A 26035-nucleotide genomic window follows, 5' to 3' on the forward strand; every position below is an offset into this window, starting at 1 on the left:
TTACCTTTTTACTGTTTTTAATTTTTTAAAGAGTGCCATATTTGACTCATTATTTGTTATGGCCTCTATAATATTGACCCCTTTAGAACTTAGGGCCTTTGCCACAAGTTTATTGAAGTCATCTTTCGTTTCACAGCACTCATATGATAGGCCATCAAATGCTTTTATTAAGCGATCAAAGCGATCGTTGTGTGGAGTCGTTAAAAGAGGAAGAAACTCCTTCTCTTTAGCAATAGGTAGAAGATTAAAAATATCGCCTTGAAAGTTATTAATAATAATAACACTTAGGTTTTTTCCGGCCTTGGCAGCTTCTTCTAGCATATATAGAGAGTTTAGATCATGCTTGAATGAAATGTCGCCAAGAACTAGTAGCTTTGGTTTATCATTCTCATCACTTAGTCCAACTAATGTTGCAACAAACCCTTCAATCCCACTAACGCCACGGTTAGTGAAAACATTTACATTTGATCTGTAATTACTTGATACAAAGTTATCAAAGCTTCTGACAATTGTTGAATTACCTACAAGAAGATCATAGTTTTCATCAATATTTTCAATAATATTCTTAGAGATAAAAGGTTGAGTCAGCTCTTCTTCTTCGATAACGGCCCTCTTTCTTTCCACGAAATCATGCCACATAACTGGTGGTGCTTGATTCAGTTCAAGTTTTACGAGTCCATTTAAAAACGAAAGTGGATCACAAATAATTTTATATGTGTTTGAAAATCCTGGGTCGTGATCAAAATCCACATTTGTTACATGGATAAGTTCACATTTATTTCTTTCTAAGAAATTATAATAATGCTTTGAAACTAAGCGGCCACCGATATGAATGATAATCTCCGGTGGACTTTGTTCATAAACATCCAAAACCTCTGGATGATCAAAGTTTGGTGTCAGATAGTCTTCGAGACAGAACTGGTACTTTAGTCCACTTGTGATATCAAGATACTTTGGCACCTTGATTTTCATTAGCGCGTCTTGGTAATGCTCAAGATCTTTTTTTCCATCAAGTTTTCCAATAACGAGTAAGACATTCTTTGCCTCAACTAGTTTTTGTCCTAGTTCAAACTCCATTTGGTAAGTTTGATAAGCGCTTGAGATCACCTTGGCACCGTTATTATTAAAACTCTCTAGCGCTTTTTCAAGATACTCTTTTGAAATAGGCATTGGTGTTGAGTCAAGTGGCTCTCTAAGAGGAAGGTTAATGTGTACAGGCCTCTTATTGATTTTTGCGCGTCCTATGGCCGTTGAAATTAGCGTTCTAAGTCTCGTAGCACTTAGCGCTTCATTTGGTGCCTCAAGACTTAAATTATAACAAGTGTGATCAGCAATAACACTTAATTGATCTATTGTTTGGTTTGAATCCGTTTTAACTAATTCACTAGGTCTATCAGCTGTTAATATTATTAATGGTAGCCCTGATTTATTTGCCTCGATAATTGCCGGCGCAAAATTGGCCATGGCCGTTCCCGATGTACATGTAAGCAGGGGAATTGAGTCTGAGACTTTAGATCGCCCTAGTGCCCTGTAGCTAAGTGCTCTTTCATCAAAGTATGAATATGTGTCAACAAGCTCATGATAGTGAGCAGCGGCAAGAACTGGTGCATTTCTCATTCCTGGAGCCGCGTAGAATTGCGTGATTGAATTCTTTGCTAATTCATCAACAATGATTGATGCCCAAAGTCTTGAAAGATTTTCAGTTACTGGAAATTTGTCCATGATTTGGCCTTGATAACTTCAGTGAAGTTTTTCATTTTGTTTGTGGTTTCATTCCATTCTTTTTCCGCCGAAGAATCTTTAACGATTCCACAACCAGCATAAATATGTAGGTCTGTTTTATCCACAAGTGCACACCTTAGACCAACTGCAAGCTCAGTTTTGTCTTTTGAAAAATAACCAATTGGGGCAGCGTAGAGCCCGCGAGAATTAGTTTCTAGTTCACTAATAAGATTAATTGCAAGTGGCTTTGGAAGCCCCGCAACTGCAGGTGTAGGGTGCAGTTTAGTGATTAGATCACTGCGTTTAGCACTATCATTTAAAGTCGCTTCGTACTTCGTATGAATATGCTGAATATATTTAAGTTTTAGAATTTGTTCTTTTTTAGTAATTTCAATATCACTCGCCAAATTAGCTAGCGTCTCTTCAATATAACTTGAAACATGTCTGTGTTCTTCAAGCTCTTTTGTATTAGATAGTAGATTTGCCTCTAGCGTGTCATCTTCTTGCTTATTGGCGCCTCTTTTCGTCGTTCCTGCAATACTGTCGATCAGAACTTTTCTGCCATCAAGCTTAAATAGAGTCTCTGGTGTTACACTGTAGAAGCATTGGTGTGCTGAAAATTGAAATAAGATATTATAGCTATTGTAGCTATTGTTTTCTTTTAGTGTCTTAAATTGTTCATATGAACTGATAGGGTTCTTAAATGAAACCTTAAGTTTTCTAGAAAGAACTATCTTAGAAATTTGTGAACGATTAATCTTAGAAACTGCGGCTTCAACTATTTTACTCCACTGATTCTTACTCGTCTCAGAAATATTCTTTGTTATATGATTGTAATCACTATGCATATGCCTAGGATTTGGATCAAGGGTAATGGCCAATTCATGAAGGGCCTCTTTCTTATTTTGCTCATCCGCAAAGAATGAGTTTGGAAGAATTACATTGATATCAACACCCTGAGGTGTCGTCTCGATTAAGACCTTAGGAACAAAGTACGAGCAGTCTTCAAGTCCATGCCACTCAAGCGAATCTGCTTCAGCTTTAAATCTTTGAGCACCACAAATTTTAAGAAAATCATGGGATTCAATTAGTCTCTCAATATCTTCGTAGTGGTAAAGAGAGCTAAAGTCACGCCAAGAACCAAGGGCCAGAAACTCTGTATCTTTGTCTTTGTTTAGAAAGTAAAACTTTTTTGAAGTTTGAAAGAGGTCAATAATAGATGAGATATTATTAAACCCGGCCTCAAACTTTACAAGACTATATTCACTACCCTTGATTAAATCTTCACTTGAACAATCAAGTTTAATCAGGGCGTTGATGATATCAATTTGGAGGTTGTTAGCAGATAAACGCAATTACTTCTCTCCAATGTAAAGAGTGGCTATCCCAAATGTAAGAGTAATAAATCTAACGTTTTTAAAACCTGCTTTTGTCATCTCGTCTGCAAACTCTTGTCCATATGGAAAATCTTCTACTGTTTGATTTAGATAGGTATAAGCATCTTTATGCTTAGAGATTAGGTTTCCAACAAATGGAAGTAAGTATCTAAAGTAGAAGAAGTAGATTCCACGAAAAAGAAAGTTCTTTGGAATAGAAAATTCTAAAACAAAGCTTCTTCCACCTGGACGAATCACTCTGTACATATTTTGTAATGATTTTTTGAAGTCTGGGAAATTTCTAATACCAAAGCTTACACTTGTTACATCAAATGTTTCATCGGCCGCTGGGATTTCAACACCGTCGCCAATATGCATTTTGGCTTTTTTATCTAATTTCTTAGCAACAATTTTCTTCTTTCCAATTTCGATCATACCTTTTGATAAGTCGATACCTGTTACGCTTTCAACATTTTTTGCACGAGCAAGTGCAATTGTTAAATCTCCAGTTCCACAAGCAAGATCTAGACACTGAAGTTTTTCTCTCTTTGGAAGGTTGGCAATAACCACCTTGCGCCAGTAGATATCGATACCAAATGAAAGGATGTGATTTAGTAAATCGTATGTTCCGGCAATTTTATCAAAGATTTCAAATGACTTTGTTTTTCTTGTCGCAAGCTCTTTATTGCTCATATTTAATCAGTCCTTCTGCAGTGCAGTGTTTATCAATAGTATTTGCGTTATATTAATCATTTACGGCCCCTTTCGACAAGTGGTATTACTATTAAAACGGAAAAAACTATGAACGAATTTTTTGAAAGCATCCCTCCACAAATTTTAGAGAAAGCGGTCAATATTGACCTAGAAATTAAGTCCGAAAACTGCCTTAAAGCAATTAAGGAAGTTCTTGCTAAAACTGTTTTATCTGGTGGAAAACGCCTGCGTCCTATGCTGACATATCTAATGGCAGATTTTTTTAATGCGCACGAAAAAGAGGATGTCGCAATATGTGCTCGTGCAATTGAAATGGTTCATGCTGCTTCACTTGCTCATGATGATGTTATTGATGGCGCAACGCAAAGGCGTGGGAATCCTTCAATTAATGTTGAGGCATCAAATAAGAAGGCCGTTCTTGCTGGAGATTATCTGCTAGCAGACGTTATCTTAAGCCTTTCTAAAATTGGCTCAATCAAAGTTCTTCAAAGCATGTCTCAGGTAATTCAAGATCTTGCAATTGGTGAATGGGTTCAGTCTGATGCTCTCGATTCTCGTAAGTACTCGAAAGAAATTATTGAAAAAATTGCTTTTCATAAAACGGCCTCTGTTATGGGGTGGTGCTGTTGGTCTGGAGCTTACCTTGGTGTAGAGGATGAAGAGCTTGCATCTAAAGCTGCACGTTTTGGCCACCTAATCGGAATTGCTTTCCAGATGGTAGATGACACACTTGATTTCAGTGATGGAGAAAGCCTAAAGGATGCTCACCTTGATCTAGAGCAGAATTTAGTTAACTCAGTTGTCTATGACTATCTTGCGGCAAATCCTCTTAAGATGGATGAGTATCAAAAAGGTGGCGAGCTTAAGGATATCGTTAATCTCGAAGAAATCTCAGAAAATGTTTCTAATATTAAAAATGAAGCAACAGCACTTGTTGATGAAGCTAATGATATCCTTCACGAAATTCGCACAGAATTAATTTCTCGTGGGTTCAATGAAGAGCGCTTAGCTGAAACGATCAAGCCTCTTGAGCTTATTGGTGGGTTTATTCTAAACCGCCAGGTTTAAGATACTTTACTGTCTAATGTTTGATAATTATATTACTCACAAAATATTTAAGGCCAAGCTTTAGCTTGGCCTTTCTTTTAAAGTCTAAACGTTGCCCAGATAGGGAAGTGGTCGCTTGCCTTCTTAAGCTCAATTGCATCGTCATCGATACAACTTACACGCTTATCTAATCCTTTAATCATATACTTTGGCAGCTGACTTGGTGGCGTGCAAAATACATTGCCTTTATTCACAAGTGTTTCAGGATTATAAATACCTGAATCGATAAGCTTTAAGCCTCTGTAAGCAATATAGTCTAGTGTTAGAGGGTTGCGGTTAGCTGCAAATGTTTGTCTTTCATTTGTTGGCCCTGGGTTTTTAAGCCAAGGATTTAGGTGATTAAATAATCTTCTAAGAACAACAGAACCTGGATTATTCATATAGATTGAAGTGTTGAAATCACCCATGATGATGACTCGATCTTCTTTATGAATTGGTTTTAAGTGTGCATACTTCTTTGGAAGTTTTACATTGAAGTTTGTTGCTCCCGTTACATACCACTCTAGAAATCGCAGTTGATCGCGATTTCTTTCATAGTTTGGAGTTTGGCGGTTTCCAAAGTGATAACTTGGAACAGTGTGAAGAAGAATGATGTGTACATCTTGATCGGCCACTTCAACAACTAGGTGAGTGAAGCTCTTATCAAAAAGCTCCATTTCTTTAGGCAGTTTTTTTCCTGCACCATCACGAAATTTTGAAAAGTCAGCGGCCGGGTTAAACTCTTTCCACTGAAGATCTTTTACAATAATTTCCTCTTTGATTGGATGCTTTGAGGCAAAACCAGTGGAGTACTGTCCAGGAAATAGGCCGTAGTTAACTTGATCGGCATTCTTTCTATCTTTTGAATACTTGCCATTAACTTTCTTTGCTTTATTTCCTGTGTTGGCCTGAGTGAAGCTAAAGGCAAATTCACTCGTATCTTCTTTTAATTGTCCTAAAAGTTTTTCTAGGTTTTTTCCATTTGGTAGATCGTATTGGATCTCATTTACACTAATGGCATCAAAGTCTAGCTTTTCCAGAATATTCTTAACACTTGTTAGCTGATCATTTTTTTTACTAAGTTTTGTATTGTCTAGTTCTTTAATATTCCAATGAACGAGATGAATTTCATCATCTCGTCTATTATTGGTAGCACATGAAGCACCTAAGAAAATAAATAGTGTAACTAAAAGAAGATTTGTCGTTTTCATTACAGTAGGAAGTCCTTTACATCTTTTGCACAAGCTTCTTCAACTTCTTCAACAGTTTTAGGGATCATGTGAGATAGGTTCTCATGTCCATTATCTGTAATTAGAATATTGTCTTCAATTCTAATTCCAATTCCTTTTAGTTCTTCTGGAATATTTGTGAATTCATTTGAGAAGTAAAGTCCTGGCTCAATAGTGAAGATACAGCCTTTAGTAAATGGCATCGGATCACTTGTTCCATCAACTAGGTATGGGTTTTGATCGTGAACATCGAGACCTAACCAGTGTCCTGTTCCGTGTGGGAAGAACTTTCTGTGATTCGATTGTTCAATATTTGAACTCACACTTCCTTCAAGAACCTTAAGATCAATTAGTCCTTGAGTTAGAATCTCACTAACTTTGTTATGAAGAATTGTAGCGTTATTGCCTGGCTTTGATAATTCAATGGCCGCTAATTGCGATTCTAAAACAATATTATAAACTTCTTTTTGAATTCCAGTATATTTTCCACTTACAGGGAAAGTTCTAGTGATATCCGTCGCATAACCATTTAACTCACTACCGGCATCAATTAAAAGCAGATCTCCTGCATTTAGAATTTCATCGTTTTTAATATAGTGAAGGCAGTTAGCATTATTTCCACCTGCAATAATATTATCGTAAGCACTTCCTTGAGTTGGTCCTTTCATGAAAAGGTAAGTCATCAGGGCGTTTACTTCCTGCTCTGAAACACCTGGGTTTGCAAGGGCCATTGCCGCACGATGGGCGCGATCTGTAACAATCATGGCCTCTCTCATTTGTGCGATTTCAGTTTCATCTTTGATGAATCTCATTTTCTCAATTAAATGCCCAACATTCTTAAATGTCTCTGGTGGCAATTCTTGTTGTGCTCTTTTCTTGCTAAATAAAGAGGCCGCAATTTTTCTCGCTTTGTCAGCGATATCTGTGCGCTCACTTAGGTGAACATATAAGCTTTTGTGTCCTGGAAGAAGTTCTTCTAATTTCTTATCTAGATCTTCAATTGAGTGACCTTCATCTGTTCCTAAAAGTTCACTTGCTTTATGTGGCCCAAGTCTTTTTCCGGCCCACATTTCTGCAATTTCATCTTTTGGACGAACGAAGATAATTTGTTTTTCAACACCATTCTTTTTAGAAAGAATTAGTGCACTATCTGCTTCCGTTAATCCAGTTAGGTAACGAAAGTTTGAGTTTTGGCGAAATGGAAATTCCGTATCATTACTTTTATGTGCATATTTAGCTGAAGCGATAATGGCAATTCCATCATCCATCATATTTAGAAGTTGTTTACGACGATTACTATAGACATTATTTGTCATTTGATACCTCACTTTTATGATTGGCATCATATCAAATTACGCCCAAAACGCAAAGAGGGCGCCCTGGAAAAGGCGCCCTCTGCTACAACCAAAATCTAATGGAGTATTAGATTTTCTATAAAAATTGGGTAATTAGTATCTTCTCATACAAGTATCACGACGTTGGCTATATCTGGCATCCATTGCACAGTCACTTGTTGCTTTTTGACAAGCACGGCTTTCTGCTTCGTATGCTGACATTGCAGTTGCACTTGACGTATAAGTTTGTACGACACGTCCTGAGATTGATCCATTTGCGATTCTATCTACTGTACAAAACCTTGTTACAGTTGGGTTTGGTCTTGGTGTTGGTCTTGAACCTCCACGGATTTTTTCACATGAGAATTTCCATGGGTTTTGCTTTGTGTATCTTGCATCAAAACACTTATCATCTGCTTTACGACAAGCTTGGTGCTCGTTATTTGCTTGAGCTGTAAATGTATCAACAACTCTTCCGTTTTGTGTGTTAACTAAGTTGAATGAACAAACTTCTTTTCTCTGGTGTGGTGGTGGAACTGGCCTTCTTGAAGTTACATTACAAGTCGCTCTTGAAACAACTGGATCATATGATCTTCTATCTTGTTCGCGTGTACATTGCCTAAGGGCCTGGCGGCAAGCGGCTTCAAAATCATAATCATAAGATGAGAATTTATCGATTGAGCGGCCATTTCTGGCAACCATATCAACATGACAAGTTTCGGCCATGGCCATTGCAGATGTAACGAATAAAGCAGCAGCAACTAAAAATTTTTTCATAAATAAAACCCCTCTCGTTTTTTTTTATTTTGTTAATTATGTTTTATGAACAAAGAAGAAGTGTGACAATTTCAATAATTTAGAGGCGCAATATTTAGGCCCATTGTAAGAAATTCTGAGATTTTTCACAAAAAATGACATTTAAATCGAGGAGTTTTTACAAAAAATCAAGATTTTTGGGCCCCTAATGCCACTATTTTTCCCATTGTGACCAATATTTAAGATTTATTCACATTGATTTATAACTTCACCGAAAACTTATTTATGGAAATGAGCTTCTTTGAAAGAGTTAAAATTCACGCCTTAAGTAATGAGTACGTCAACCTAAAAACTGTGGGGCAGCAGGTATACTGCAATGATCAAATGGTTTGTGGCCCTACTCGTTGGGACAAGAAATTATTAAGACACTCATATGCACTATACGGAGTAATTAAAAGGGAAGTGATGCAGATTCGCTTTCATCTGGAAGGAAATATCATTCTCGAGTCAAAGATATTTAAAGGCTCTTCTCGTAGTGTCTCTGACTATAAAACGATAATGAATACAATGCTTGAACTTGAAAGTGAGGCCAGAAAGTGTGGCCTTGCGATTATAAAGGCCGAAATAGCACATACTCATTTAAGCTCATGCTATATTGATCGCAAAAAGTTTAAACTATGCTTATTATCAAAGAATGACCTTGAAGTGGCCAAAAGATTAAAACAATTTAGAGAGTACCCAATTGAAATAAAGGCCATCGCTAAGGATGGCCTAGTATTTAAAAAGATTTTTTAAGTATTCTTACTTAAGAAGTTTAATTACACGCTCTTTCCCGATTGTACGGATGAAACCAGCAAGCTTAGGGCCTTTTTCACGTGAAATTAGTTTTTGATAGATCGGTGCAAAGATATCTGCTGGCTTAAGTTCTAGCTCGTGCATAATCTCATACATTTTATCATTGAATTCTTTATCGTCTGCAATAGAATCCCATTCAGATTCACATAGTGAAACAAGTTTATCTAAGTATGAACGAACATTACTTTCTAGCTCCATTTCAACTGCTTCTTTATTGATAGCAAATTTAAATTCTTCTGGAGCATTCTCTTGTAGCCAATGAAGAGCACAAGTACTTCTTTCTCTAAAGCGTCTCTCGTCTCTTTCAGTTTTGATTTGATCAGCATAGTAGGCACGTGCAGCTTCAATATTTCCATCATTAATTTGAAGAACGTTACAAAGGTGTCTAAAAGATGGTTGGAATGGGCACTCTGTTGGATGCTCTCCAATTTGAGAAAGTTCAATAACTCTCTTTGCCATTGCAACTTTCTTCTCATTTCCTGGCTCAAGCCCATAAGCTAGACGCTCTTGACGATCAAAGTCCTCATAAGTCTTTAGTACATCTAAATCAAATGAGATCGCAAAATCTACATTGGTCTTATAAGAAGCAAAAATCCAACGAACCATTTCTGGCTCATATACTTTTAGAATATCATTAACTGTAACAAGGTTACCTTTTGATGAACTCATTTTGCCACCAAGACCTTTAATTGATACGAAATCGTATTGAAGGTAAATTGGTGCTTCCCAATCAAAGATTTTTACAATGTCTTTGGCCGTTGTGAAAGATCCACCTTGAGAAGAGTGGTCCTTACCACCTGGTTCAAAGTCAACTTTTTCAAATGCCCATCTCATTGGCCAGTCGACACGCCATGGTAGTTTCACTAGACTTGTTGTGTTGATATCGATTTCACCTTCATAGTCGTGCTCATTGTGCTTATAACGCAACTTACTCTCACCATCCCATGAAAGGATTGTCGTCTTATCTGTTTTATATTTTTCACAGTAGACAGATACTGGATAGTAATCATCACCATACGGCTCTTTTCTGTGTTGGTTTAAAATATCACGAATTTCAAACCTCTTATTAAGTGCAAGTTTGATTTGGTCTTTATAATCACCAGCGCGGTATTTCTTTGCTTGATAGATTGGTTCTACTTCAACTCCAACTTTCTTAAGTTGCTCTTCGAAATTATGCTCGTGGTGAGCGGCATAACTTTCGTGCTCTCCAAATGGGTCTGGAGTATCAACGATTGGTTGGAATAAGTACTGAGCTAATTCGTCTTGTTTTGGTAGATTTGCTGGGATCTTTCTAAATGTATCGTAATCATCCCATGAGAAAATAAAGCGAACATTCTTGCCGCGAGCACGAAGGCCTCGAGCAACAAGGTCAGTTGTGATTACTTCTCTAAAGTTACCAAAGTGAACAACACCAGATGGTGTGATCCCACTTGCGACTACATAGTCGTTTTTGTCGCCGTGTTGACGAATGATGCGGTCTGCCGTCATGTCGGCCCAGTGAACTAGATTCAGTTTTTCTGTCATATGATACCTACTGCTTAAATAATAATTTCGAAATCGCTCACACTATAACAAAATAATTTCACGTAGTTAAGATTTTTAATGATATTTTTGCTACTTTTATGCTAGATTTTAAGCATGTTTGCAGCATTAATTAAGGCCGCCATTTTTTATTTTATCTTTATTCAGATAAGAAAGATTCTTAGAAACACTGGCGTTTTGTCTGGTTCTAAGCCGACGACTCAAAAATACCAACAACATGAGCATACCTCTTATCGCTCAGGTCAAAATCAATCTGGTACAGGCCCAGCTAGTGATAAAGATGTGATTGAAGCCGACTATCGCATTATCGATTGATTAATTGTAAGAAATTAACAGAACTCAATTTCTTTTTATTCGTTAGAATAATATAACGATCTATTTTATTGGAGAATTTGATGTTTAAGAGCCTTTTTGTCGTTTTACTATGGCCTATATTTTTTGTTTTAACTTTATCTTCTTGTGAAGATTATGGAAAGGATGAACAAAATGATCGTGGTGTAATCCGTGCGGGTGAGGCGTTGCAGATATCGAATGTGGCCTTAAGTGAAGTTAGTTTAACTCGATTAACTAGAATGTGTGAAGGACTTGAAGAGTATCACGATAATATTTTACGTGGTGTATTTTCAGAAGACTTTATATTTTCTCGTCGTCAAAAAGTTTATGGGGACCCAACGATAAGAGATATTTCAAATATCGGTGTTTATATTGAAGTGCCTAATGACTACAATACAACTCCAACTTTCAAGGGGACGAAGGGTGTTGTTAAGAATTTTATCACTAAAATTCCAACAGAAAATAATCTCTATATGGCGTCACTATGTGATTACACGCTCAATAATGTCGGTGCGCCACCGAAAGTTCAGCAATTAGTTGGATCTCAGTATTACGTTTATAATGTCATTTCTGATGATCGATTTGATGTAGGTATCTATACAAAGCACAACGACTCTAAATACTACCTTTATCGTTCTTATCAGTATCGTTTCGATATCAATAAGGACTCTCGTTATTACGGGATGGCCATCGAACAAAGTGAAATCTTCATTAGTGATCACTCTGGTAAAGACTATCGATTAATTTATCAAAAATTTTTAAGAGCTGATTAAAAAAAAGACCGAATTAATTCGGTCTTTTTTTGTCTTATTATTTCTTTGGGGGGAGGGGTTATCTCATCTCGATTAAATCTTGATGGATATATTCAATATCTTCTTCTAATGCTTTTAAATACTCTGGTGAAAGCTCACTTGTGTGGTCATTTAAATGAGTTAACTCAGATGCAATATTATTTAACTCTAAAGCGTAGTCCTGATCAGCTAGGTCTCTAACTTTTGCATATTCAAAAATTGCTAGATTTAGCTTTTTTGTCATCTCTTTAAGCTGCACATTCTGCATGGCCATCTTAGAGATATTGTTAATTGATCTCTCATCATCTCCACTTAGTGGAATGGCCGCTAGTGTATGAGTTGAAATGAATAGAGCTAGTAGTAGTGCTTTCATAGGTTTATTTTAGCACTTAAGCGGTTGGGATTCTTTGTTTGGTGTAAGGCTTACAAGGGTGTATAGAAAATAAGCGAGTGGGTTCAGTTTCGCAGATTCCTGTAGGTCTTTCTCATGACTTAGACAAGAATCTGCACTGATTTGAAGATTAAAGCCCTAGGCGAGCGTTCACTTCTTTTTCATCTGCTTGGCCTGCTTCGATTGAAGTCTTAATAACCATTAGCGCCTGTTGGCTAATAAATCTCTTATCGGCCGTAGCAACTGTTAGATCGATATGTTTTTGATTATCAATTGTTGAATACTTAACAAGTGGTTTTACGATTTCAATCGCTTCTTCAAGCGTTGGTAACTTACTCACTTTTTACTCCTTTTAAATCTTTATAAGAAATAAGAATACACGATTTTAATGGGCCCGAAAATAAAAAAGGTGACAAGATCAATAAAGTTTCTATAAAATTTACTGTGACACAATAAAAAACGCATACGAATTTTGAAAGAGTAAACTAAAACAAAGGATTGTTTAATGATTAAAATCGCAATGTCTCGCACGTTGATGGGGATTATTTTTTCTATCATCACCCTAAGTACCTACGCCCAAGACTACGCTCAAAGCGAGCTTGATCTACAAGATAAAGTGAATAATATTTTTGGTGTCATAAATGGAAAATACTATCCATTTCTTTTTTGGAATATTCCAATTATTGATATGCCATTAATCTTGTTCGTCATGGTCTTTGGTGGTGTTTTCTTCACGCTAAGACTTGGATTTATTAATATTCGACTTTTTAAGCACGCCATTGATGTAATTCGTGGAAAGTATGACAACCCTGAGGATGAAGGGGATATTACTCACTTCCAAGCGCTAACATCCGCACTTTCAGCAACTGTTGGTCTTGGTAATATTGCAGGTGTTGCTCTTGCCATTGGTAAAGGTGGTCCAGGAGTTGTGCTTTGGCTATGGATTATCGCCTTTTTTGGGATGTCGATGAAATTTGCTTCTTCTACATTTGGTCAAATGTTTAAGCATAAGACTTCAAATGGAGATATGTTAGGTGGGCCAATGGTTTACTTAACTGAAATGTTTAAGAAAACTAAGCTCATTTGGGTAGGGAAGTTCCTAGGTATCTTTTATGCCATAATGACTATTGGAGCATCATTTGGTGGTGGTAACTTATTTCAAGCAAACCAAACTTTCAAAATTATTGCCGATCAGCACCCTGGTACTTCACCGTGGATCGTAGGGATTATCCTTGCATTCTTAGCAGGTGTTGTTCTTATTGGTGGGATCAAAAAAATCGGAACGGTTACTTCAAAGCTAGTTCCAATAATGTGCGCATTCTATGTTTTTACTTGTCTCGCAATTATTCTTTCAAATTATAGTAATATTCCTCATATGTTTTCGATGATCTTTAGAGAGGCAATGACACCTGACGCTGTTTTTGGCGGTGCTTTCGCTGTTATGCTTGTAGGGATTCAAAGAGCATCTTTTTCAAATGAGGCGGGGCTTGGATCAGCTGCCATTGCCCACTCTGCGGCCAAAACAAGTGAGCCTGTTAGAGAAGGTGTTGTTGCGATGATTGGGCCAGTTATTGATACTCATATTGTTTGTACAATTACTGCCCTGACTCTTCTTGTTACTAACGCTCACATTGAACCTAGTGTTGCAGGTAAAGGTGTAGAGATGACGGCATATGCTTTTGCGACTCTTGGTGATTGGGCACCTTATTGTTTATTAATGGCCATTTGTGTTTTTGCTTACTCGACAGTTATCTCTTGGTCTTATTATGGTGAGAGAGCAACTTTATTTCTATTTGAAAAATGGATTGGTTTTAAAAGTGTGAAGTTCTATCGTCTTTGTTACGTATTTATTATTATATTAGGTCCTGTTCTTGAAATTGGTCACGTACTAGACTTTGCAGACTTAATGCTTCTTTCAATCGCGTTTCCTAATATTATCGGAATGGTTTGTTTCTCAAATCTTCTTAAAGCGAAAGCGGATGATTATATTACACGTTTTAAGTCTGGTCAGATGAAAACTTATAATTAATAAAAAAGGCCTCGAAAGAGGCCATTTTTATTTATAAATTTTTATTGATTCAATTTCTTCTAAGTACTCTTTATGATTTTTAATTTCAAACTCACGAAGTTCATTCATGCTACCTAGACGCTCTACCCAGTCTTTGACAAATTCACTTCCGTTAATAAGATCAATGGCCAGCTTGCCAAACGCATATTCATAGTCTTTAGCATCCCACTGGAATTTGTCTCCTAGGGCGCGCTTAAACTCACGACAAAGATATTGAGAAACTTGCCATGAATTGAATTCTTTTTCATTCGTCACGTGAATGTGAACTCCGCCACATGCATTTCCTGCATGTTTATTAAAAGTCGGCATGAAGTTTACCGGACGTAGAATAAAGCTTCCGTTATCAATTTCATTAAGTGTCTCTTTAAGTGAGTCTACAAAAGAGTAGGCTTCTATTGCTGGGTGGCCAACAACTTCAAGGGAGCGAGTTGTACCTCGTCCTTCACTTAAGTTTGTTCCTTCATAAAGAACGGTTCCGCAAAATGTAAGTGATCCTTCAGGTGTTGGTAGGTTTGGAGATGGATTAACCCAGGCAAGTCCTGTGTCTTTCCAAAACATTGCTCTTGTTAGCCCTTCAACTTCGATAATATCAAGTTCAACGTTAATACCTAGCTTCTTTTTGGCCAAGAGTGCGTATTCTCCCATTGAAAGTCCATGGCGTTGTGGAATTTCTAGTGCACCTACAAATGACTTATACTCAGTTTCTAATATATTTCCTTCTATCTTTTCAAGTCCCACAGGATTAGGACGATCAAGGATAACGACCTTAATACCGTGCTTTGAACATTCTTCAAGTAGATATGTAACTGTTGTAATATAAGTGTAGACACGTGTTCCAACGTCTTGAAGATCAACAACAAAAGTATCAATACCTTCAAGCATCTCAGAAGTCGGCTTTCTTGTTTCACTATAAAGTGAGTAAACTGGCACACCAAAGAATGGGTGAGTGTAGTGATCAGTCTCAACCATATTGTCTTGTACGTCACTAACGAAGCCGTGTTGAGGGCCAAATAATTTTTTGAATCGATCTCCAAAAATTTCCTTGAAAATAATTGGGGCGACCTTGAAGTTTGTATCGACGCTTGCGCTGTGACAAAGTAATGCAATATTTCCTGTAATTTTATTTTGTAAACTTGCGTCATCTCTTAGACGCTCTAATCCTATTTTTATCATAATATATTTCCTTATTTGTAATATTTTATGGGCCTTTTTGACGAGTTGCAAGCTATTAAAATCGTGCTTATTTCGTTATAATTGAGTTTAGAGAAAACACACACAACCTTGGGAGACACACGGATGAGACAATACTTAGATCTTATGAAACACGTGCTTGAAAACGGTCAAAAGAAAGAAGATCGCACAGGTACGGGAACAATTTCAGTTTTTGGTTATCAAGCTCGTTATAATTTAGAAGAAGGATTTCCTTTAGTTACTACTAAGAAATGTCACCTTCGTTCAATCATTCATGAACTTCTTTGGTTTCTAAAAGGTGATACAAATATTGCATATCTTAAAGAAAATAAAGTTCGCATCTGGGATGAATGGGCAGATGAAAACGGTGATCTTGGACCTGTTTATGGATACCAATGGCGTCACTGGAAAACTCCAAATGGAGACGAAGTTGACCAAGTTGCAAATCTTGTAAAAGGTTTACGTGAAAATCCATTTTCTCGTCGTCATATTTTAACTGCATGGAATCCGGCCGATGTTGATAATATGGCACTTCCACCGTGTCACTCATTTATTCAATTCTATGTTTCACCTGATATGAAATTATCTTGTCAGCTTTATCAAAGATCTGCAGATATCTTCTTAGGTGTTCCATTTAATATCGCTTCATACGCATTATTCACAATGATGCTAGCGCAAGTTACAGGTCTTAAGCTTGGTGATTTTGTTCACACAATGGGTGACGCTCACCTTTACTTAAATCACCTGGATCAAGCAAAGCTTCAGCTAACGCGTGAGCCACATCCACTTCCAAAGATGTGGGTAAATCCAGAGATCACATCAATCTTTGAATTTACTTATGAAGACTTCAAGCTTGAAGGCTATGAGGCCCATCCACATATTGCAGGAGAGGTTTCAGTTTGATCCTTTCGTTAATTGTTGGAATAGGGAAGAATCGTGAAATAGGCAAGGGCAATGATCTGCTTTGGCATATTAGCGAGGACCTGAAAAATTTTAAAAAAATAACAAGTGGCAAGCCGATTATTATGGGAAGAAAAACCTATGATTCAATCGGCAGGCCTCTGCCAAAGAGACGCAATATTGTCGTCTCTCGTGATCCTTCTTTAACGATAGAAGGTTGCGAAGTTTTTTCTAATCCACTAGAAGTCTTAGATAATTTAAAAGCTGCAGGAGTAGAAGAGGCCGTGGTTATTGGTGGCTCATTCATTTACGAATATTACCTACCAATGGTTGATAGAATCTATTTAACTGAAGTTGATTTTGAAGGAGAAGCCGATGTGTTCTTTCCTGAGTTTGACCGAAGTGAATTTAGTGTAAGTGAAGAGGTATTCTTTGAAAAAACAGAGAATTCCCCAGCTTGGAAATTCTCTGTTTTAAATCGATTGTAATCTATTTAATTAAAGTACTATCTTTCATAAGTTGAGCAAAGTTTCCATTGAGATCCTTTGCTACTTCTTTTCCGTCGTGAATCAGTAGAACTGTTGTAAATGATTTATCATCTCCAACTTTTTCACCAACGTTATCAGGTGAGATTGTATAGCGCCCAGCGGCCTTGGCCACAGGCCATTCCATATCATCAAAAGTGACGTAAGCAAGTTCTGAACAAACAATTCTCTCATCAGTCTCAACATCAAAGTTAAAGTCATAGACCTTACCAACTTGTTTGAAAGCATTGATTAAGTAATCCTGTTTTTGCTCACGAGTTAACTCTCTTTGGTAGCGAACAGCTGCTAGGTCATCAATGTCCATAAAGTGATGAAGAGTATTGTACTGAACACCTGGTCTAAGTGCTTCAATAATTCGCTTTCCTTTATTTTCGATCTCATCGTGGAAAGGGACGACCTCAGGATGATCCCATATTCCTAATTCTTGAAGCTGGGCCTTATTTCCAGTCCAAATGGCAACGTGTCCCCAGTGACCAGGAATGAATTTATCTGTAAGTCTAAATGGTGTCTTTTCTAGTAAAACATCAAGAGGTTGTAGTTGTGCCTCAAGCTCCTGAATTTTTTCTGGAGATGGATCATAAAGCTTTCCACGTCTTGTTTGAACAAGACCTGCAGTGTTTCCAAAACCTTTTGAAATAACATGGGTGGCATTATTTTTACTCTCTTTAAAGTAGTCGCCAATATAACGCCAGATCATCGAAATCTTTCTGCCAAGAATTCCTTTTTTAAATTCCTTATTTAATTTATCAAAACTAATAGATGATTGAATGAGAGAATCTAGGTAGTAATTAGCACGGTCTGTTGCAATATTATTTTCAGCATAGAACTTTAGAAGATTTTGGTATTGTTCTAAGCCTCGTTCAACGCGATTGTAATTGTCATATTTGTTGTAGCTAAAAGTAATCTTTGCTAGTTGATTTTTTAATTCAGCATTATCGTAGTTAATGAGGTGGCGAATCTTTTTCATCTCTTGTATTTGTGAAAGTACAATCATGTAATTATCGTACATAACAAGAGCTGTAGCGATAGACATCTTCATGTCATAGATAAGGGCCTTACCTAATTCATCAGTTGGGTTAATTGTAATCTCTTTGTATTTCTGCCAACGATAATTTTCGTGGGCATCTCTTTTTTGATTATGATTCGTTCTTACTTTCTTTTTCTTCTTTAAAATTTCTGATGGACGATCTGTTGTGATAATTACTTCGTTATAGCGATCAACAATCCATTTTGTTTCATCAATTTTTGGCCATACCGAATCTCTAAATCGTTTGTAGGTTTCAGTTCCTTCTTCGTGCATTGTAGTGATTTGACTACTCTTTAAGACTTTCTGTTCTTGTATGTCGATAATGAAATCAATAGCGTTGTGGCGCCAGACTAGAATTTCTTCGATTCTATTTTGATAATTTTCTAATTCTTCATGATCATAATAGGTTTCGACCTCTGGGCCGTAGAGACTTACTGATGATATTTTTCTATTTATATCTGCATAGTCTTTCGTACAACTCGAAACGAATAAGCTGGTTGCCATAATAGCAACTATTGCACTCTTTCTCATCATGATAACTCCCTCATATTTATCAATACCAATTATTCATCGGTAATATTGAGGGAGTTGTTTAGTCAGATATTTGTTTTATTAGTTTTTTCAGTTATTTATAGAACCTTGATACCGAAATCTTCTAAGATTTTTGAGAGTGATATAAGTGGTAGCCCGATTATTGAAGAGTGATCTGGACATTCGACTTCATCAAAAAGCGCGATCCCAAGTGTTTCAAGTTTATAAGCACCACAGCTCCATAGAGGCTCATCAATTTCGATATAGCGCTTGATCTGTTCATCTGTTAATGGTTTCATCTTCATTTTAGAGACGACAGTCTCAATCACTTGCTTTTCTTTTGAGATGACAGCAATGCTTGTAATGAGCTCATGCGTACTACCCTGTAGGCGCTTTAAGTGATTAAAAGCATTTTCTGGTGTTTCTGGCTTATTAAAAATCTCTCCATTGAAGTTTAGGACTTGGTCTCCACCGATGATAATTGATTCAGGATTAGTTTTGAGAACCTCTTGTGCTTTTTGTAGAGATAATTCACGAGAAACCTCAAGTGGAGTAAGGCCTTGTGTTTTTATGGCCTCTTCATCAATATTTGGTGAAATACATGTGAATTCTAGGCCTAGCTGTTTTAATTGTGCTTGGCGAAACTGTGATGAACTTCCTAATATTAACTGCATAATTTACTCCGAAAACGATTTCTCATAACTTAGCAAATCTATCACGCTTGGGCCATTCATGATATAATAACCCAAACTTTATTGAGGTAATCTATGTCTGATAATAATGAAAATAATAATGTAAATCCTAGCGAGTTTCCATATCTTCATGGTTTTGACCAAACTGAACAGGATCGCTTACGTGCTCAGGCCCGTTTTGCAGAACAAACTGTTTATAAGGATGTAAATCTTTCGAGGGTAAAGGAATTAATTGAGATTGGATGTGGCGTTGGTGCTCAAACGGAAATACTTTTAAGAAGATTTCCTGATATGCACATTACTTGCGTCGACCGCAGTGAACATCAGCTTGCCTCTGCAAAGGAATTTCTCGGGAGCACTCTTAATGGTGCTTTTAAGGATCGTTTTGAACTGCATCAGATGGATGCAACAAATTTAACTTTTGATTCACGTAAGTTTGATGGAGCATTTCTGTGTTGGATTCTTGAGCATGTGCCTGAACCAGCAAAGGTTCTCTCAGAAGCAAGAAGAGTTCTTAGACCTGGCGGGCGTATTTATATTACTGAAGTTATGAATTCTAGTTTTCTTCTTGATCCATATTCTCCAAATACTTGGAAGTATTGGCAGGCCTTTAATGACTATCAATACGATATGGGCGGTGACCCGTTTATTGGTGCAAAGCTTGGAAACCTTCTTATGCAACAAGGTTTTAGAAATATTAAGGTGGAATCAAAGACGTGGCACCTTGATAATCGACGTCCCGATAAGAGAAAGGAATTCATCGATTATTGGTGTGAGCTTCTCTTGTCTGCGGCCCCTCAACTTGTAAAAGAAGGACGTGTGGATCAAGAGACAGTTGATGAGATGAGAATTGAGCTAAAGAAAGTCTCTAATGATCCAAACGCGGTTTTCTACTATAGCTTTGTTCAAGCAAGCGCTAACGCGAACTAAAAATTCTATAATTTCATATATTTAATGGCCGTCTAGAGAGTAGACGGCCTCTAACATTCTTTCATTTCTTAACTGAATGGCCTTAATTTAGCGTAATTATAGTAATTATGAAATTACGTCTAACTTCCAAATTATTTACGACACTCATCATGTGCCTAATGATAGTGCCAGCTATTGCTGGAGAACTAGAGTTTCGTAAGTTAAGTGAGGCCCATAGGGATCAATTCCTTTCACTGACAAATTGGAAAAGAAGTATACGTACGATTCATCATGGGGGCGTAAGAAAGAGGCAAGTTATTTACAAGTCTCTTAATCTAGAATCAGATTTCAAATCACCAGCTAAAGAGTTTTCTTCAGTCTTAGAAAGTTTTTATCTCGATGAAAATTTTAAATGTGAGCGTTTTGCTATTTATGAATTCATGGCCGATGTTACAGGTATAAGGCCCACATCAAGTAAGTGTGATAATCATTTTTCAACATTTATTTTTAATCAAATGGGCCTTGTTGAAATTAGTTTTTATACGAATCGTATAACTAAGATTTCATACCTTATGGCCTCTAATGGAAAGAGTGCAATGAGCCGCTTTGGCCACAGTATGTTCTATGTTTCTGCATGTAAGCTAGATATAGAGAATTGTCCAACAAGAGATCAGGTCGAATTTGTTCTTGGTGTTGCGGCCGATGTTGATGATTTATCTCCTGGTTTTTTCAAAGGTATCTTTGGTGGTTATGCTGCAAAGATTGATTTCATGTCACTTGCCCAAGTTAAACAAAAATATAATTATGAAGAATTTAGAGACCTCTACCAATACGACTTGAATGTAACAGGACGTGATAAGAGACGATTTATCTCTCATGCGCTTAATCTATATAAGAACAAAGATATGGGACGCTACAAGTTCTTTTCTGCAAATTGTGCGACAGAATCATACAAGCTCATAAGAGCAGCTTTTGGCCACACTAAATTGCGCTCAAATATTTCTACTCCAAAGGGTCTTTTAGAAGAATTACAAGAGAGTGGATATGTAAGTACTAAAAAGAGTCGTACTTTAAAAGAGAAATCGAAAAAGGTTTTAGAGAGTCTTGCATTACTTGATGTTAAAAGCTTTGAAGATTATCTCTTACTTGAACCTAGTTTAAGGGCCGCTAAAGCGCAGATGTTTCATCATCGTCATTCTCGTCAAGATTCTAATGATACCTCAGTTTTACATGCATTTGTGTTTCTAGAAACAATGGCCTTTTCGACAGAAAATATGAATTTACTCGAGCTTGCTTCAAAAAATGAAAATGCATCTATTGCCAATGAATTTGAAGCTCTTGCTAGCGAGTATAAGGATTGGTATCGACAGAGCAATTTACTCTTAAGACAAGGAAAGAAGCCTAAGGCAAATGATGTCACAAATAGAATTGATCAATTCTATCGTATTCACTTTATGCAAAGAATTGAGCGAATTAAAGAAGTCGCTTTGAATATAAAAACAACGAAAGAATTAATTAAAGATATCAACAAACGAAAACGTTTATAAAGGAGAGTTTATGAAAAATATCGCACTAATCGTTATGACACTTTTAAGTCTAAATGCTCATTCAGATGGTGTTTCTGAGAGAGAGCTTTCAACTATTTTAACTATTTCACCATTTGTTACGACGACTGAATCAATTAATGATGCATTAACAACTGATGAGTTTGAAGAAGCTGGACACATTATTGCAGATGGTGTTGTGACAGAAGAAGAACGTCAAGAGATGTCGATTGAACTTAAAGGAAGGCTAGAAGAGTGTATTGAGTCAGACGGAGCTGAGTTTGAATCTCCAGAAACTGAGTGTCTAAAACTTCTTGCAAGCTACGATTACTAATTTAGCTTATACTTTGGGCCCGCTTTTTTAGTTGGCCCAAATATAGCGTCTTACTTTCTTGATTCCTTCTTCTTGGAATCGCTCCATTGCCTTAGAACTATCTTCATTAGTCAGCTCAATCAATGGGTAGTGCTCTTTTGTTTCTTCTTTATTTATTGCATAAGGAGGACCAAAGTCACGAGATCCATCGTGATCCATTGTAATCAATAGAATTTTGGTCTCTTCTTGGATTAGTCTCTTGATTGTAGGGTAGTACTTCTCTTCTCTCATGCACTTTGGAAGTGCTACATTTGAAGCTCGGTCGTAGAGAAAATCAATTTTACCTAAGTCTTCGATCTTGAAGAAATCCTTGTTATGAATTTCGATCTTTCCATCTTTAGAAGAATAGACTTGATCATTATTTTTAAACTCAATTTCATTCTCGTTAAAAAACTGTTCAACAGGATCTTTAACGACTTCAACGCCAATTACTTTTGCCCCCTTATTTGCAAGATAGATCATATCTAGTGATTTACCACATAAGGGGATGAGTACAGTTTTTCCATTTAGATCAAGATCGCCGAAGTAATCAATCATGGCCTGATTGTATTCACTCTGATGAAAGCCTGTGAAGCCTTTATCCCATCCCTCTTGCCAAAATTTTGCGTTATCTTGTTTTTGATTTGTTTCAATTTTCATATTATCGCTCTAAATGTAGTGAGGGGCCAAATCCCTTGGCCCCTCTTTCTAGCACTTCGATTCAACCGGAGTTGGATCAAATTTAATTTAAATGTAACTACTAGCTTCCACACATTTGGCAATCTTCTGGATTGTCGATTGAACAAACCATTGCTGCCGCTTCTTGCTCAAGTTGCTCAGGAGTTTTCTTACCTTCATTCTTTACTGTGAACTGAACAGCGTTAACTGCAGCACGTGAACGTAGGTAGTACATACCTGTCTTAAGCCCTTTCTTCCAAGCGTAAAAGTGCATTGAAGAAAGTTTCCCGAAGTTAGGGTTTTCAAGGTGGATATTAAGTGACTGACCTTGGTCAATGTAAGGCCCACGTCCAGCAGACATATCAATAACTGCTTTTTGCTTAACTTCCCAAACAGTTTTGTATAGAGCTTTTAAATCCTCTGGGATTCTTTCAATTGATTGAATTGAACCATTGTTAGCAATGATTTCATTTCTTAAAGTATCATCCCATAGGCCACGATCAATTAGGTCGCGAACTAAGAATTTATTAACAACTGCAAATTCTCCAGAAAGAACACGTCTTACGTAGATATTTGAAGTGATTGGCTCAAAACACTCGTTGTTACCAAGGATTTGTGAAGTTGATGCCGTTGGCATTGGAGCAACTAGAAGAGAGTTTCTTACACCGTGCTTTGCAACTTCTGCTTTTAGACCATCCCAGTCCCAGTTTCCTGAGTGAGCAGTATGTCCCCACATGTCAAATTGGAATTGACCTTGTGACATTGGAGAACCTTCGTAAGTTGAGTATGGCCCATCAATGATTGCATCATCTTTTGAAGCAGTTACAGCTGCAAAGTAGATTGTCTCAAAGATGTCATTATTAAGCTTAAGTGCTGCTTCAGACTCAAATGGTAGTCTCATCATAAAGAAAGTATCTTGAAGACCTTGAACACCAAGACCGATTGGACGGTGTCTCATGTTAGAATTCTTCGCTTCAATTACTGGGTAGTAGTTGATGTCGATGATTCTGTTAAGGTTCTTCGTCATACGGTAAACAACTTCATAAAGGTGTTTGTGGTCGTATGTTACATTTCCATCTTTGTCAGTCTTAACGAATTTGTTAAGAGCAACTGAAGCAAGGTTACAAACAGCAACTTCATCAGGTGCTGTATATTCAAGAATTTCAGTACAAAGGTTTGACGACTTGATTGTACCTAGGTTCTTTTGGTTTGATTTTTCGTTAGCTGCATCTTTGTAAAGCATGTACGGAGAACCAGTCTCTGTTTGTGATTCAAGTACTGCAAACCAAAGGTCTTGTGCACGGATTGTTTTCTTAGCTTTACCTTCTGCCTCGTAGCGAGTGTAAAGAGCTTCAAATTCTGCACCATAACATTCAGCTAGACCTGGACACTCATGTGGGCAAAATAGTGACCACTGTCCATCTTCTTCAACACGCTTCATGAATAAGTCTGGCGTCCAAAGTGCGTAGAAAAGGTCACGCGCTCTTTGCTCATCCTTACCAGTGTTCTTCTTCATTTCTAGGAATTCGAAGATGTCTGCGTGCCATGGCTCAAGGTAAATTGCAAATGAACCTTTACGCTTTCCACCACCTTGATCAACGTAGCGAGCAGTATCATTGAAAACTTTTAGCATTGGAACGATTCCGTTCGACGTACCATTAGTTCCCTTGATGAATGAACCTTTTGCGCGGATATTGTGGATTGATAGACCGATACCACCAGCAGACTGAGAAATCAGTGCAGTTTGCTTAAGAGTGTCGTAGATTCCATCAATTGAATCATCTTTCATTGTTAGTAGGAAACAAGAAGAAAGCTGTGGCTTAGTTGTTCCCGAGTTAAATAGAGTCGGAGTTGCGTGAGTAAAGAACTTCTGGCTCATTAGGTTATATGTTTCAATTGCAGCATCCATGTCATTCATATGGATACCAACAGAAACTCTAAGTAGCATTTGGCCTGGTCTTTCAACAATTTTACCATCCATTCTAAGAAGGTAAGACTTCTCAAGAGTTTTGAATCCAAAGTAGTCGTAGTTGAAGTCACGCTTATCAACGATTGTCTTATCTAGTAATTCAGCATTTGCCATTACTGTTTCATATAGTTCTTTTGAAACAAGAGGAGCGTGCTCACCAGTTGCCTTGTTAACATAGTGGTACATTTCCTTAACGTTCTCAGAGAAACAACCTTTTGTTTCTTTGTGAAGGTTAGAAACTGCAACACGTCCAGCAAGTACGTTATAGTCTGGGTGCTTTGTTGCAAGGTATGCAGCTGTTTCGGCCGCAAGTCCATCTAGTTCAGTTGTTGTAATACCGTCGTAGATACCTTCGATTACTTTTTGAGTAATCATTGTTGCATCAACATTACCTTCTAGTCCAAAGGCAAGTGTATTGATTCTGTCTGTAATTTTATCGAATTTAATTGGCTCTCTCTCGCCACTTCTTGTCTGTACGTACATTTCTTAAAACTCCGCGTCTAGTGTGAATGTGTTTTCTGATTTTTCAGAAAGAATACCTGGTCTTTGGTATTCAGAAACTCTCTTCTCAAAGAAGTTTGTTTTACCTTCAAGAGAAATTAGCTCCATCCAGTCAAATGGGTTCGCTGCACCATAGTGAGTCTCTAGACCAAATTGTTGCATCCAGAAGTCAGCTACAAATTCAATATATTGCTTCATCAGGTCTGCATTCATACCAATTAGAGAAACTGGAATTGCATCAGTGATGAATTCTTTTTCAATTTCAACTGCTTCAGTAAGGATCTCTTTGATCTTTTCTTTGCTACATTGTTCTTCTTTATCAAGTAGTGAGTGTAGAAGAACTGCAAATTCACAGTGTAGACCTTCGTCACGAGAAATAAACTCGTTAGAAGTACATAGACCTGGCATTAGGCCTCTCTTCTTTAGCCAGAAGATTGCACAAAATGAACCAGAGAAGAAGATTCCTTCGATGGCAGCAAATGCAACTAATCTTTCAGCAAATGTATTTTTTGAGTATAACCACTTCATTGCCCAGTCAGCTTTTTTCTTAACTGGCTCAAAGTGATCAACAGCGTGGAAAAGACGATCTTTTTCTTTAGCGTCTTTTACATATGTATCAATTAGTAGAGAGTAAGTTTCAGAGTGAATGTTTTCCATTGCAATTTGAAAACCATAGAAACATCTAGCTTCAGGGTTTTGTACATCATTGTAGAAACGTACAGCTAGGTTTTCATTAACAATCCCATCACTTGCTGCAAAAAATGCAAGAACGTGAGTAATGAAGTGTCTCTCATTGTCATTTAACTTTTCCCAGTCAGTAATATCTTGGGCCAAGTCGATTTCTTCAGCAGTCCAGAAAACTGCCATGTGTCTTTTGTACATTTCCCAGATTGAATTGTATTCGATTGGGAAAAGGACGAATCTATCGTCATTCTGTGCTAGAATTGGTGAAGTCACAAGTTCCTCCTTAACTTTTGCAATAGCGTGTGTGTGCTAAAT

Annotated in this window: 25 protein-coding genes; 10 read left to right on the forward strand and 15 right to left on the reverse strand. The window is 37.2% G+C overall.

What is annotated here, in order from left to right; translation table 11 throughout:
- From menD to ubiE, 3 genes are read right to left on the reverse strand one after another with little or no spacing between them, the layout of a single operon-like run.
- Window positions 1-1722, reverse strand: coding sequence for a 2-succinyl-5-enolpyruvyl-6-hydroxy-3-cyclohexene-1-carboxylic-acid synthase (gene menD, locus ACMAWV_RS08445; RefSeq protein ID WP_103217295.1), 1722 nt, complete (start codon window positions 1720-1722; stop codon window positions 1-3).
- A complete protein-coding gene (locus tag ACMAWV_RS08450) occupies window positions 1704-3077 on the reverse strand; it encodes an isochorismate synthase MenF (protein WP_412469584.1) in 1374 nt (457 codons plus the stop codon). The genes menD and ACMAWV_RS08450 overlap by 19 nt, the downstream gene beginning before the upstream one ends.
- Window positions 3078-3791, reverse strand: coding sequence for a bifunctional demethylmenaquinone methyltransferase/2-methoxy-6-polyprenyl-1,4-benzoquinol methylase UbiE (gene ubiE / locus ACMAWV_RS08455; RefSeq protein WP_103217293.1), 714 nt, complete (start codon window positions 3789-3791; stop codon window positions 3078-3080).
- Window positions 3792-3899: 108 nt separating this feature from the next.
- Here ubiE and ACMAWV_RS08460 point away from each other — a divergent pair, with 108 nt between their 5' ends.
- The gene (locus tag ACMAWV_RS08460; RefSeq protein ID WP_412469583.1) at window positions 3900-4880 is read left to right on the forward strand and encodes a polyprenyl synthetase family protein; all 981 of its coding nucleotides are present in this window, start codon (window positions 3900-3902) and stop codon (window positions 4878-4880) included.
- A 77-nt stretch (window positions 4881-4957) separates the two neighbouring features.
- Here ACMAWV_RS08460 and ACMAWV_RS08465 read toward each other — a convergent pair whose 3' ends face one another.
- The 3 genes from ACMAWV_RS08465 to ACMAWV_RS08475 form a co-directional block, all read right to left on the reverse strand.
- Window positions 4958-6109: a hypothetical protein gene (locus ACMAWV_RS08465; RefSeq protein ID WP_412469582.1), complete on the reverse strand. Its 1152-nt coding sequence runs from the start codon at window positions 6107-6109 to the stop codon at window positions 4958-4960.
- Complete coding sequence (locus ACMAWV_RS08470; RefSeq protein WP_158246821.1) at window positions 6109-7443, reverse strand: aminopeptidase P N-terminal domain-containing protein; 1335 nt, start codon at window positions 7441-7443, stop codon at window positions 6109-6111. Before ACMAWV_RS08470 ends, ACMAWV_RS08465 begins: the two co-directional genes overlap by 1 nt.
- Before the next feature lie 132 nt (window positions 7444-7575).
- Window positions 7576-8238, reverse strand: coding sequence for a hypothetical protein (locus tag ACMAWV_RS08475; protein WP_103217289.1), 663 nt, complete (start codon window positions 8236-8238; stop codon window positions 7576-7578).
- Window positions 8239-8502: 264 nt separating this feature from the next.
- On the opposite strand from ACMAWV_RS08475, the gene ACMAWV_RS08480 reads away from it, so the two are divergent.
- Entirely contained in the window at window positions 8503-9012 is a 510-nt protein-coding gene (locus ACMAWV_RS08480) for a hypothetical protein (RefSeq protein ID WP_146037802.1), read from the forward strand.
- A 6-nt stretch (window positions 9013-9018) separates the two neighbouring features.
- Here ACMAWV_RS08480 and lysS read toward each other — a convergent pair whose 3' ends face one another.
- Window positions 9019-10596 (reverse strand): lysine--tRNA ligase, encoded by a 1578-nt coding sequence (gene lysS, locus ACMAWV_RS08485; protein ID WP_103217287.1) that lies wholly within the window; start codon window positions 10594-10596, stop codon window positions 9019-9021.
- 114 nt (window positions 10597-10710) lie between these two features.
- Between lysS and ACMAWV_RS08490 the strand changes: the two genes are divergently transcribed.
- Together ACMAWV_RS08490 and ACMAWV_RS08495 are read left to right on the forward strand one after the other, a co-directional pair.
- Complete coding sequence (locus ACMAWV_RS08490) at window positions 10711-10929, forward strand: hypothetical protein (RefSeq protein ID WP_103217286.1); 219 nt, start codon at window positions 10711-10713, stop codon at window positions 10927-10929.
- 80 nt (window positions 10930-11009) lie between these two features.
- The gene (locus tag ACMAWV_RS08495; protein WP_103217285.1) at window positions 11010-11720 is read left to right on the forward strand and encodes a hypothetical protein; all 711 of its coding nucleotides are present in this window, start codon (window positions 11010-11012) and stop codon (window positions 11718-11720) included.
- A gap of 58 nt (window positions 11721-11778) precedes the next feature.
- Here ACMAWV_RS08495 and ACMAWV_RS08500 read toward each other — a convergent pair whose 3' ends face one another.
- Window positions 11779-12111 (reverse strand): hypothetical protein, encoded by a 333-nt coding sequence (locus tag ACMAWV_RS08500; protein ID WP_103217284.1) that lies wholly within the window; start codon window positions 12109-12111, stop codon window positions 11779-11781.
- A 148-nt stretch (window positions 12112-12259) separates the two neighbouring features.
- Window positions 12260-12469 carry a hypothetical protein gene (locus tag ACMAWV_RS08505; protein ID WP_103217283.1) on the reverse strand — a complete coding sequence of 70 codons (210 nt, stop codon included), beginning with the start codon at window positions 12467-12469 and terminating at the stop codon, window positions 12260-12262.
- Window positions 12470-12634: 165 nt separating this feature from the next.
- On the opposite strand from ACMAWV_RS08505, the gene ACMAWV_RS08510 reads away from it, so the two are divergent.
- Window positions 12635-14158 (forward strand): alanine/glycine:cation symporter family protein, encoded by a 1524-nt coding sequence (locus ACMAWV_RS08510; protein ID WP_412469581.1) that lies wholly within the window; start codon window positions 12635-12637, stop codon window positions 14156-14158.
- Window positions 14159-14185: 27 nt separating this feature from the next.
- Here the strand turns inward: ACMAWV_RS08510 and ACMAWV_RS08515 are convergent, their stop codons facing one another.
- Window positions 14186-15370, reverse strand: coding sequence for an exo-beta-N-acetylmuramidase NamZ domain-containing protein (locus ACMAWV_RS08515; RefSeq protein WP_412469580.1), 1185 nt, complete (start codon window positions 15368-15370; stop codon window positions 14186-14188).
- Window positions 15371-15493: 123 nt separating this feature from the next.
- Here ACMAWV_RS08515 and ACMAWV_RS08520 point away from each other — a divergent pair, with 123 nt between their 5' ends.
- Entirely contained in the window at window positions 15494-16291 is a 798-nt protein-coding gene (locus ACMAWV_RS08520; RefSeq protein WP_103217280.1) for a thymidylate synthase, read from the forward strand.
- Window positions 16288-16776: a dihydrofolate reductase gene (locus ACMAWV_RS08525; protein WP_199177521.1), complete on the forward strand. Its 489-nt coding sequence runs from the start codon at window positions 16288-16290 to the stop codon at window positions 16774-16776. Before ACMAWV_RS08520 ends, ACMAWV_RS08525 begins: the two co-directional genes overlap by 4 nt.
- Before the next feature lies 1 nt (window position 16777).
- On the opposite strand, the gene ACMAWV_RS08530 is transcribed toward ACMAWV_RS08525, so the two are convergent.
- Together ACMAWV_RS08530 and ACMAWV_RS08535 are read right to left on the reverse strand one after the other, a co-directional pair.
- A complete protein-coding gene (locus tag ACMAWV_RS08530) occupies window positions 16778-18394 on the reverse strand; it encodes a YiiX/YebB-like N1pC/P60 family cysteine hydrolase (protein ID WP_412469579.1) in 1617 nt (538 codons plus the stop codon).
- Window positions 18395-18489: 95 nt separating this feature from the next.
- Entirely contained in the window at window positions 18490-19065 is a 576-nt protein-coding gene (locus ACMAWV_RS08535) for a Maf family protein (RefSeq protein ID WP_103217278.1), read from the reverse strand.
- 93 nt (window positions 19066-19158) lie between these two features.
- Between ACMAWV_RS08535 and ACMAWV_RS08540 the strand changes: the two genes are divergently transcribed.
- The 3 genes from ACMAWV_RS08540 to ACMAWV_RS08550 all read left to right on the forward strand — a co-directional run bounded on the left by ACMAWV_RS08540 (window position 19159) and on the right by ACMAWV_RS08550 (window position 21870).
- Window positions 19159-20013 (forward strand): class I SAM-dependent methyltransferase, encoded by an 855-nt coding sequence (locus ACMAWV_RS08540; protein ID WP_103217277.1) that lies wholly within the window; start codon window positions 19159-19161, stop codon window positions 20011-20013.
- Between the two features lie 107 nt (window positions 20014-20120).
- Window positions 20121-21539 (forward strand): DUF4105 domain-containing protein, encoded by a 1419-nt coding sequence (locus ACMAWV_RS08545; protein WP_412469578.1) that lies wholly within the window; start codon window positions 20121-20123, stop codon window positions 21537-21539.
- 10 nt (window positions 21540-21549) lie between these two features.
- Window positions 21550-21870 (forward strand): hypothetical protein, encoded by a 321-nt coding sequence (locus tag ACMAWV_RS08550; RefSeq protein WP_412469577.1) that lies wholly within the window; start codon window positions 21550-21552, stop codon window positions 21868-21870.
- 27 nt (window positions 21871-21897) lie between these two features.
- On the opposite strand, the gene ACMAWV_RS08555 is transcribed toward ACMAWV_RS08550, so the two are convergent.
- From ACMAWV_RS08555 to ACMAWV_RS08565, 3 genes are all read right to left on the reverse strand, one after another.
- The gene (locus tag ACMAWV_RS08555) at window positions 21898-22548 is read right to left on the reverse strand and encodes a hypothetical protein (RefSeq protein WP_412469576.1); all 651 of its coding nucleotides are present in this window, start codon (window positions 22546-22548) and stop codon (window positions 21898-21900) included.
- A 100-nt stretch (window positions 22549-22648) separates the two neighbouring features.
- Window positions 22649-25018, reverse strand: coding sequence for a ribonucleoside-diphosphate reductase subunit alpha (locus ACMAWV_RS08560; protein ID WP_412469575.1), 2370 nt, complete (start codon window positions 25016-25018; stop codon window positions 22649-22651).
- A 3-nt stretch (window positions 25019-25021) separates the two neighbouring features.
- Window positions 25022-25993 (reverse strand): ribonucleotide-diphosphate reductase subunit beta, encoded by a 972-nt coding sequence (locus ACMAWV_RS08565; protein ID WP_233189698.1) that lies wholly within the window; start codon window positions 25991-25993, stop codon window positions 25022-25024.
- Window positions 25994-26035: the final 42 nt, after the last annotated feature.

Source organism: Halobacteriovorax sp. RT-1-1 (assembly GCF_047085455.1).
In the GTDB taxonomy this organism is placed as follows: Bacteria; Bdellovibrionota; Bacteriovoracia; order Bacteriovoracales; family Bacteriovoracaceae; genus Halobacteriovorax_A.

Coding starts and splice junctions, on each gene's coding strand:
- ACMAWV_RS08535 (WP_103217278.1), bottom strand. CDS start 19,065: ATGCAGTTAATATTAGGAAGTTCATCACAGTTTCGCCAAGCACAATTA.
- ACMAWV_RS08530 (WP_412469579.1), bottom strand. CDS start 18,394: ATGATGAGAAAGAGTGCAATAGTTGCTATTATGGCAACCAGCTTATTC.
- ACMAWV_RS08490 (WP_103217286.1), top strand. CDS start 10,711: ATGTTTGCAGCATTAATTAAGGCCGCCATTTTTTATTTTATCTTTATT.
- ACMAWV_RS08480 (WP_146037802.1), top strand. CDS start 8,503: ATGGAAATGAGCTTCTTTGAAAGAGTTAAAATTCACGCCTTAAGTAAT.
- menD (WP_103217295.1), bottom strand. CDS start 1,722: ATGGACAAATTTCCAGTAACTGAAAATCTTTCAAGACTTTGGGCATCA.
- ACMAWV_RS08460 (WP_412469583.1), top strand. CDS start 3,900: ATGAACGAATTTTTTGAAAGCATCCCTCCACAAATTTTAGAGAAAGCG.
- ACMAWV_RS08510 (WP_412469581.1), top strand. CDS start 12,635: ATGATTAAAATCGCAATGTCTCGCACGTTGATGGGGATTATTTTTTCT.
- ubiE (WP_103217293.1), bottom strand. CDS start 3,791: ATGAGCAATAAAGAGCTTGCGACAAGAAAAACAAAGTCATTTGAAATC.
- ACMAWV_RS08540 (WP_103217277.1), top strand. CDS start 19,159: ATGTCTGATAATAATGAAAATAATAATGTAAATCCTAGCGAGTTTCCA.
- lysS (WP_103217287.1), bottom strand. CDS start 10,596: ATGACAGAAAAACTGAATCTAGTTCACTGGGCCGACATGACGGCAGAC.
- ACMAWV_RS08515 (WP_412469580.1), bottom strand. CDS start 15,370: ATGATAAAAATAGGATTAGAGCGTCTAAGAGATGACGCAAGTTTACAA.
- ACMAWV_RS08500 (WP_103217284.1), bottom strand. CDS start 12,111: ATGAAAGCACTACTACTAGCTCTATTCATTTCAACTCATACACTAGCG.
- ACMAWV_RS08550 (WP_412469577.1), top strand. CDS start 21,550: ATGAAAAATATCGCACTAATCGTTATGACACTTTTAAGTCTAAATGCT.
- ACMAWV_RS08470 (WP_158246821.1), bottom strand. CDS start 7,443: ATGACAAATAATGTCTATAGTAATCGTCGTAAACAACTTCTAAATATG.
- ACMAWV_RS08520 (WP_103217280.1), top strand. CDS start 15,494: ATGAGACAATACTTAGATCTTATGAAACACGTGCTTGAAAACGGTCAA.
- ACMAWV_RS08555 (WP_412469576.1), bottom strand. CDS start 22,548: ATGAAAATTGAAACAAATCAAAAACAAGATAACGCAAAATTTTGGCAA.
- ACMAWV_RS08545 (WP_412469578.1), top strand. CDS start 20,121: ATGAAATTACGTCTAACTTCCAAATTATTTACGACACTCATCATGTGC.
- ACMAWV_RS08475 (WP_103217289.1), bottom strand. CDS start 8,238: ATGAAAAAATTTTTAGTTGCTGCTGCTTTATTCGTTACATCTGCAATG.
- ACMAWV_RS08560 (WP_412469575.1), bottom strand. CDS start 25,018: ATGTACGTACAGACAAGAAGTGGCGAGAGAGAGCCAATTAAATTCGAT.
- ACMAWV_RS08465 (WP_412469582.1), bottom strand. CDS start 6,109: ATGAAAACGACAAATCTTCTTTTAGTTACACTATTTATTTTCTTAGGT.
- ACMAWV_RS08495 (WP_103217285.1), top strand. CDS start 11,010: ATGTTTAAGAGCCTTTTTGTCGTTTTACTATGGCCTATATTTTTTGTT.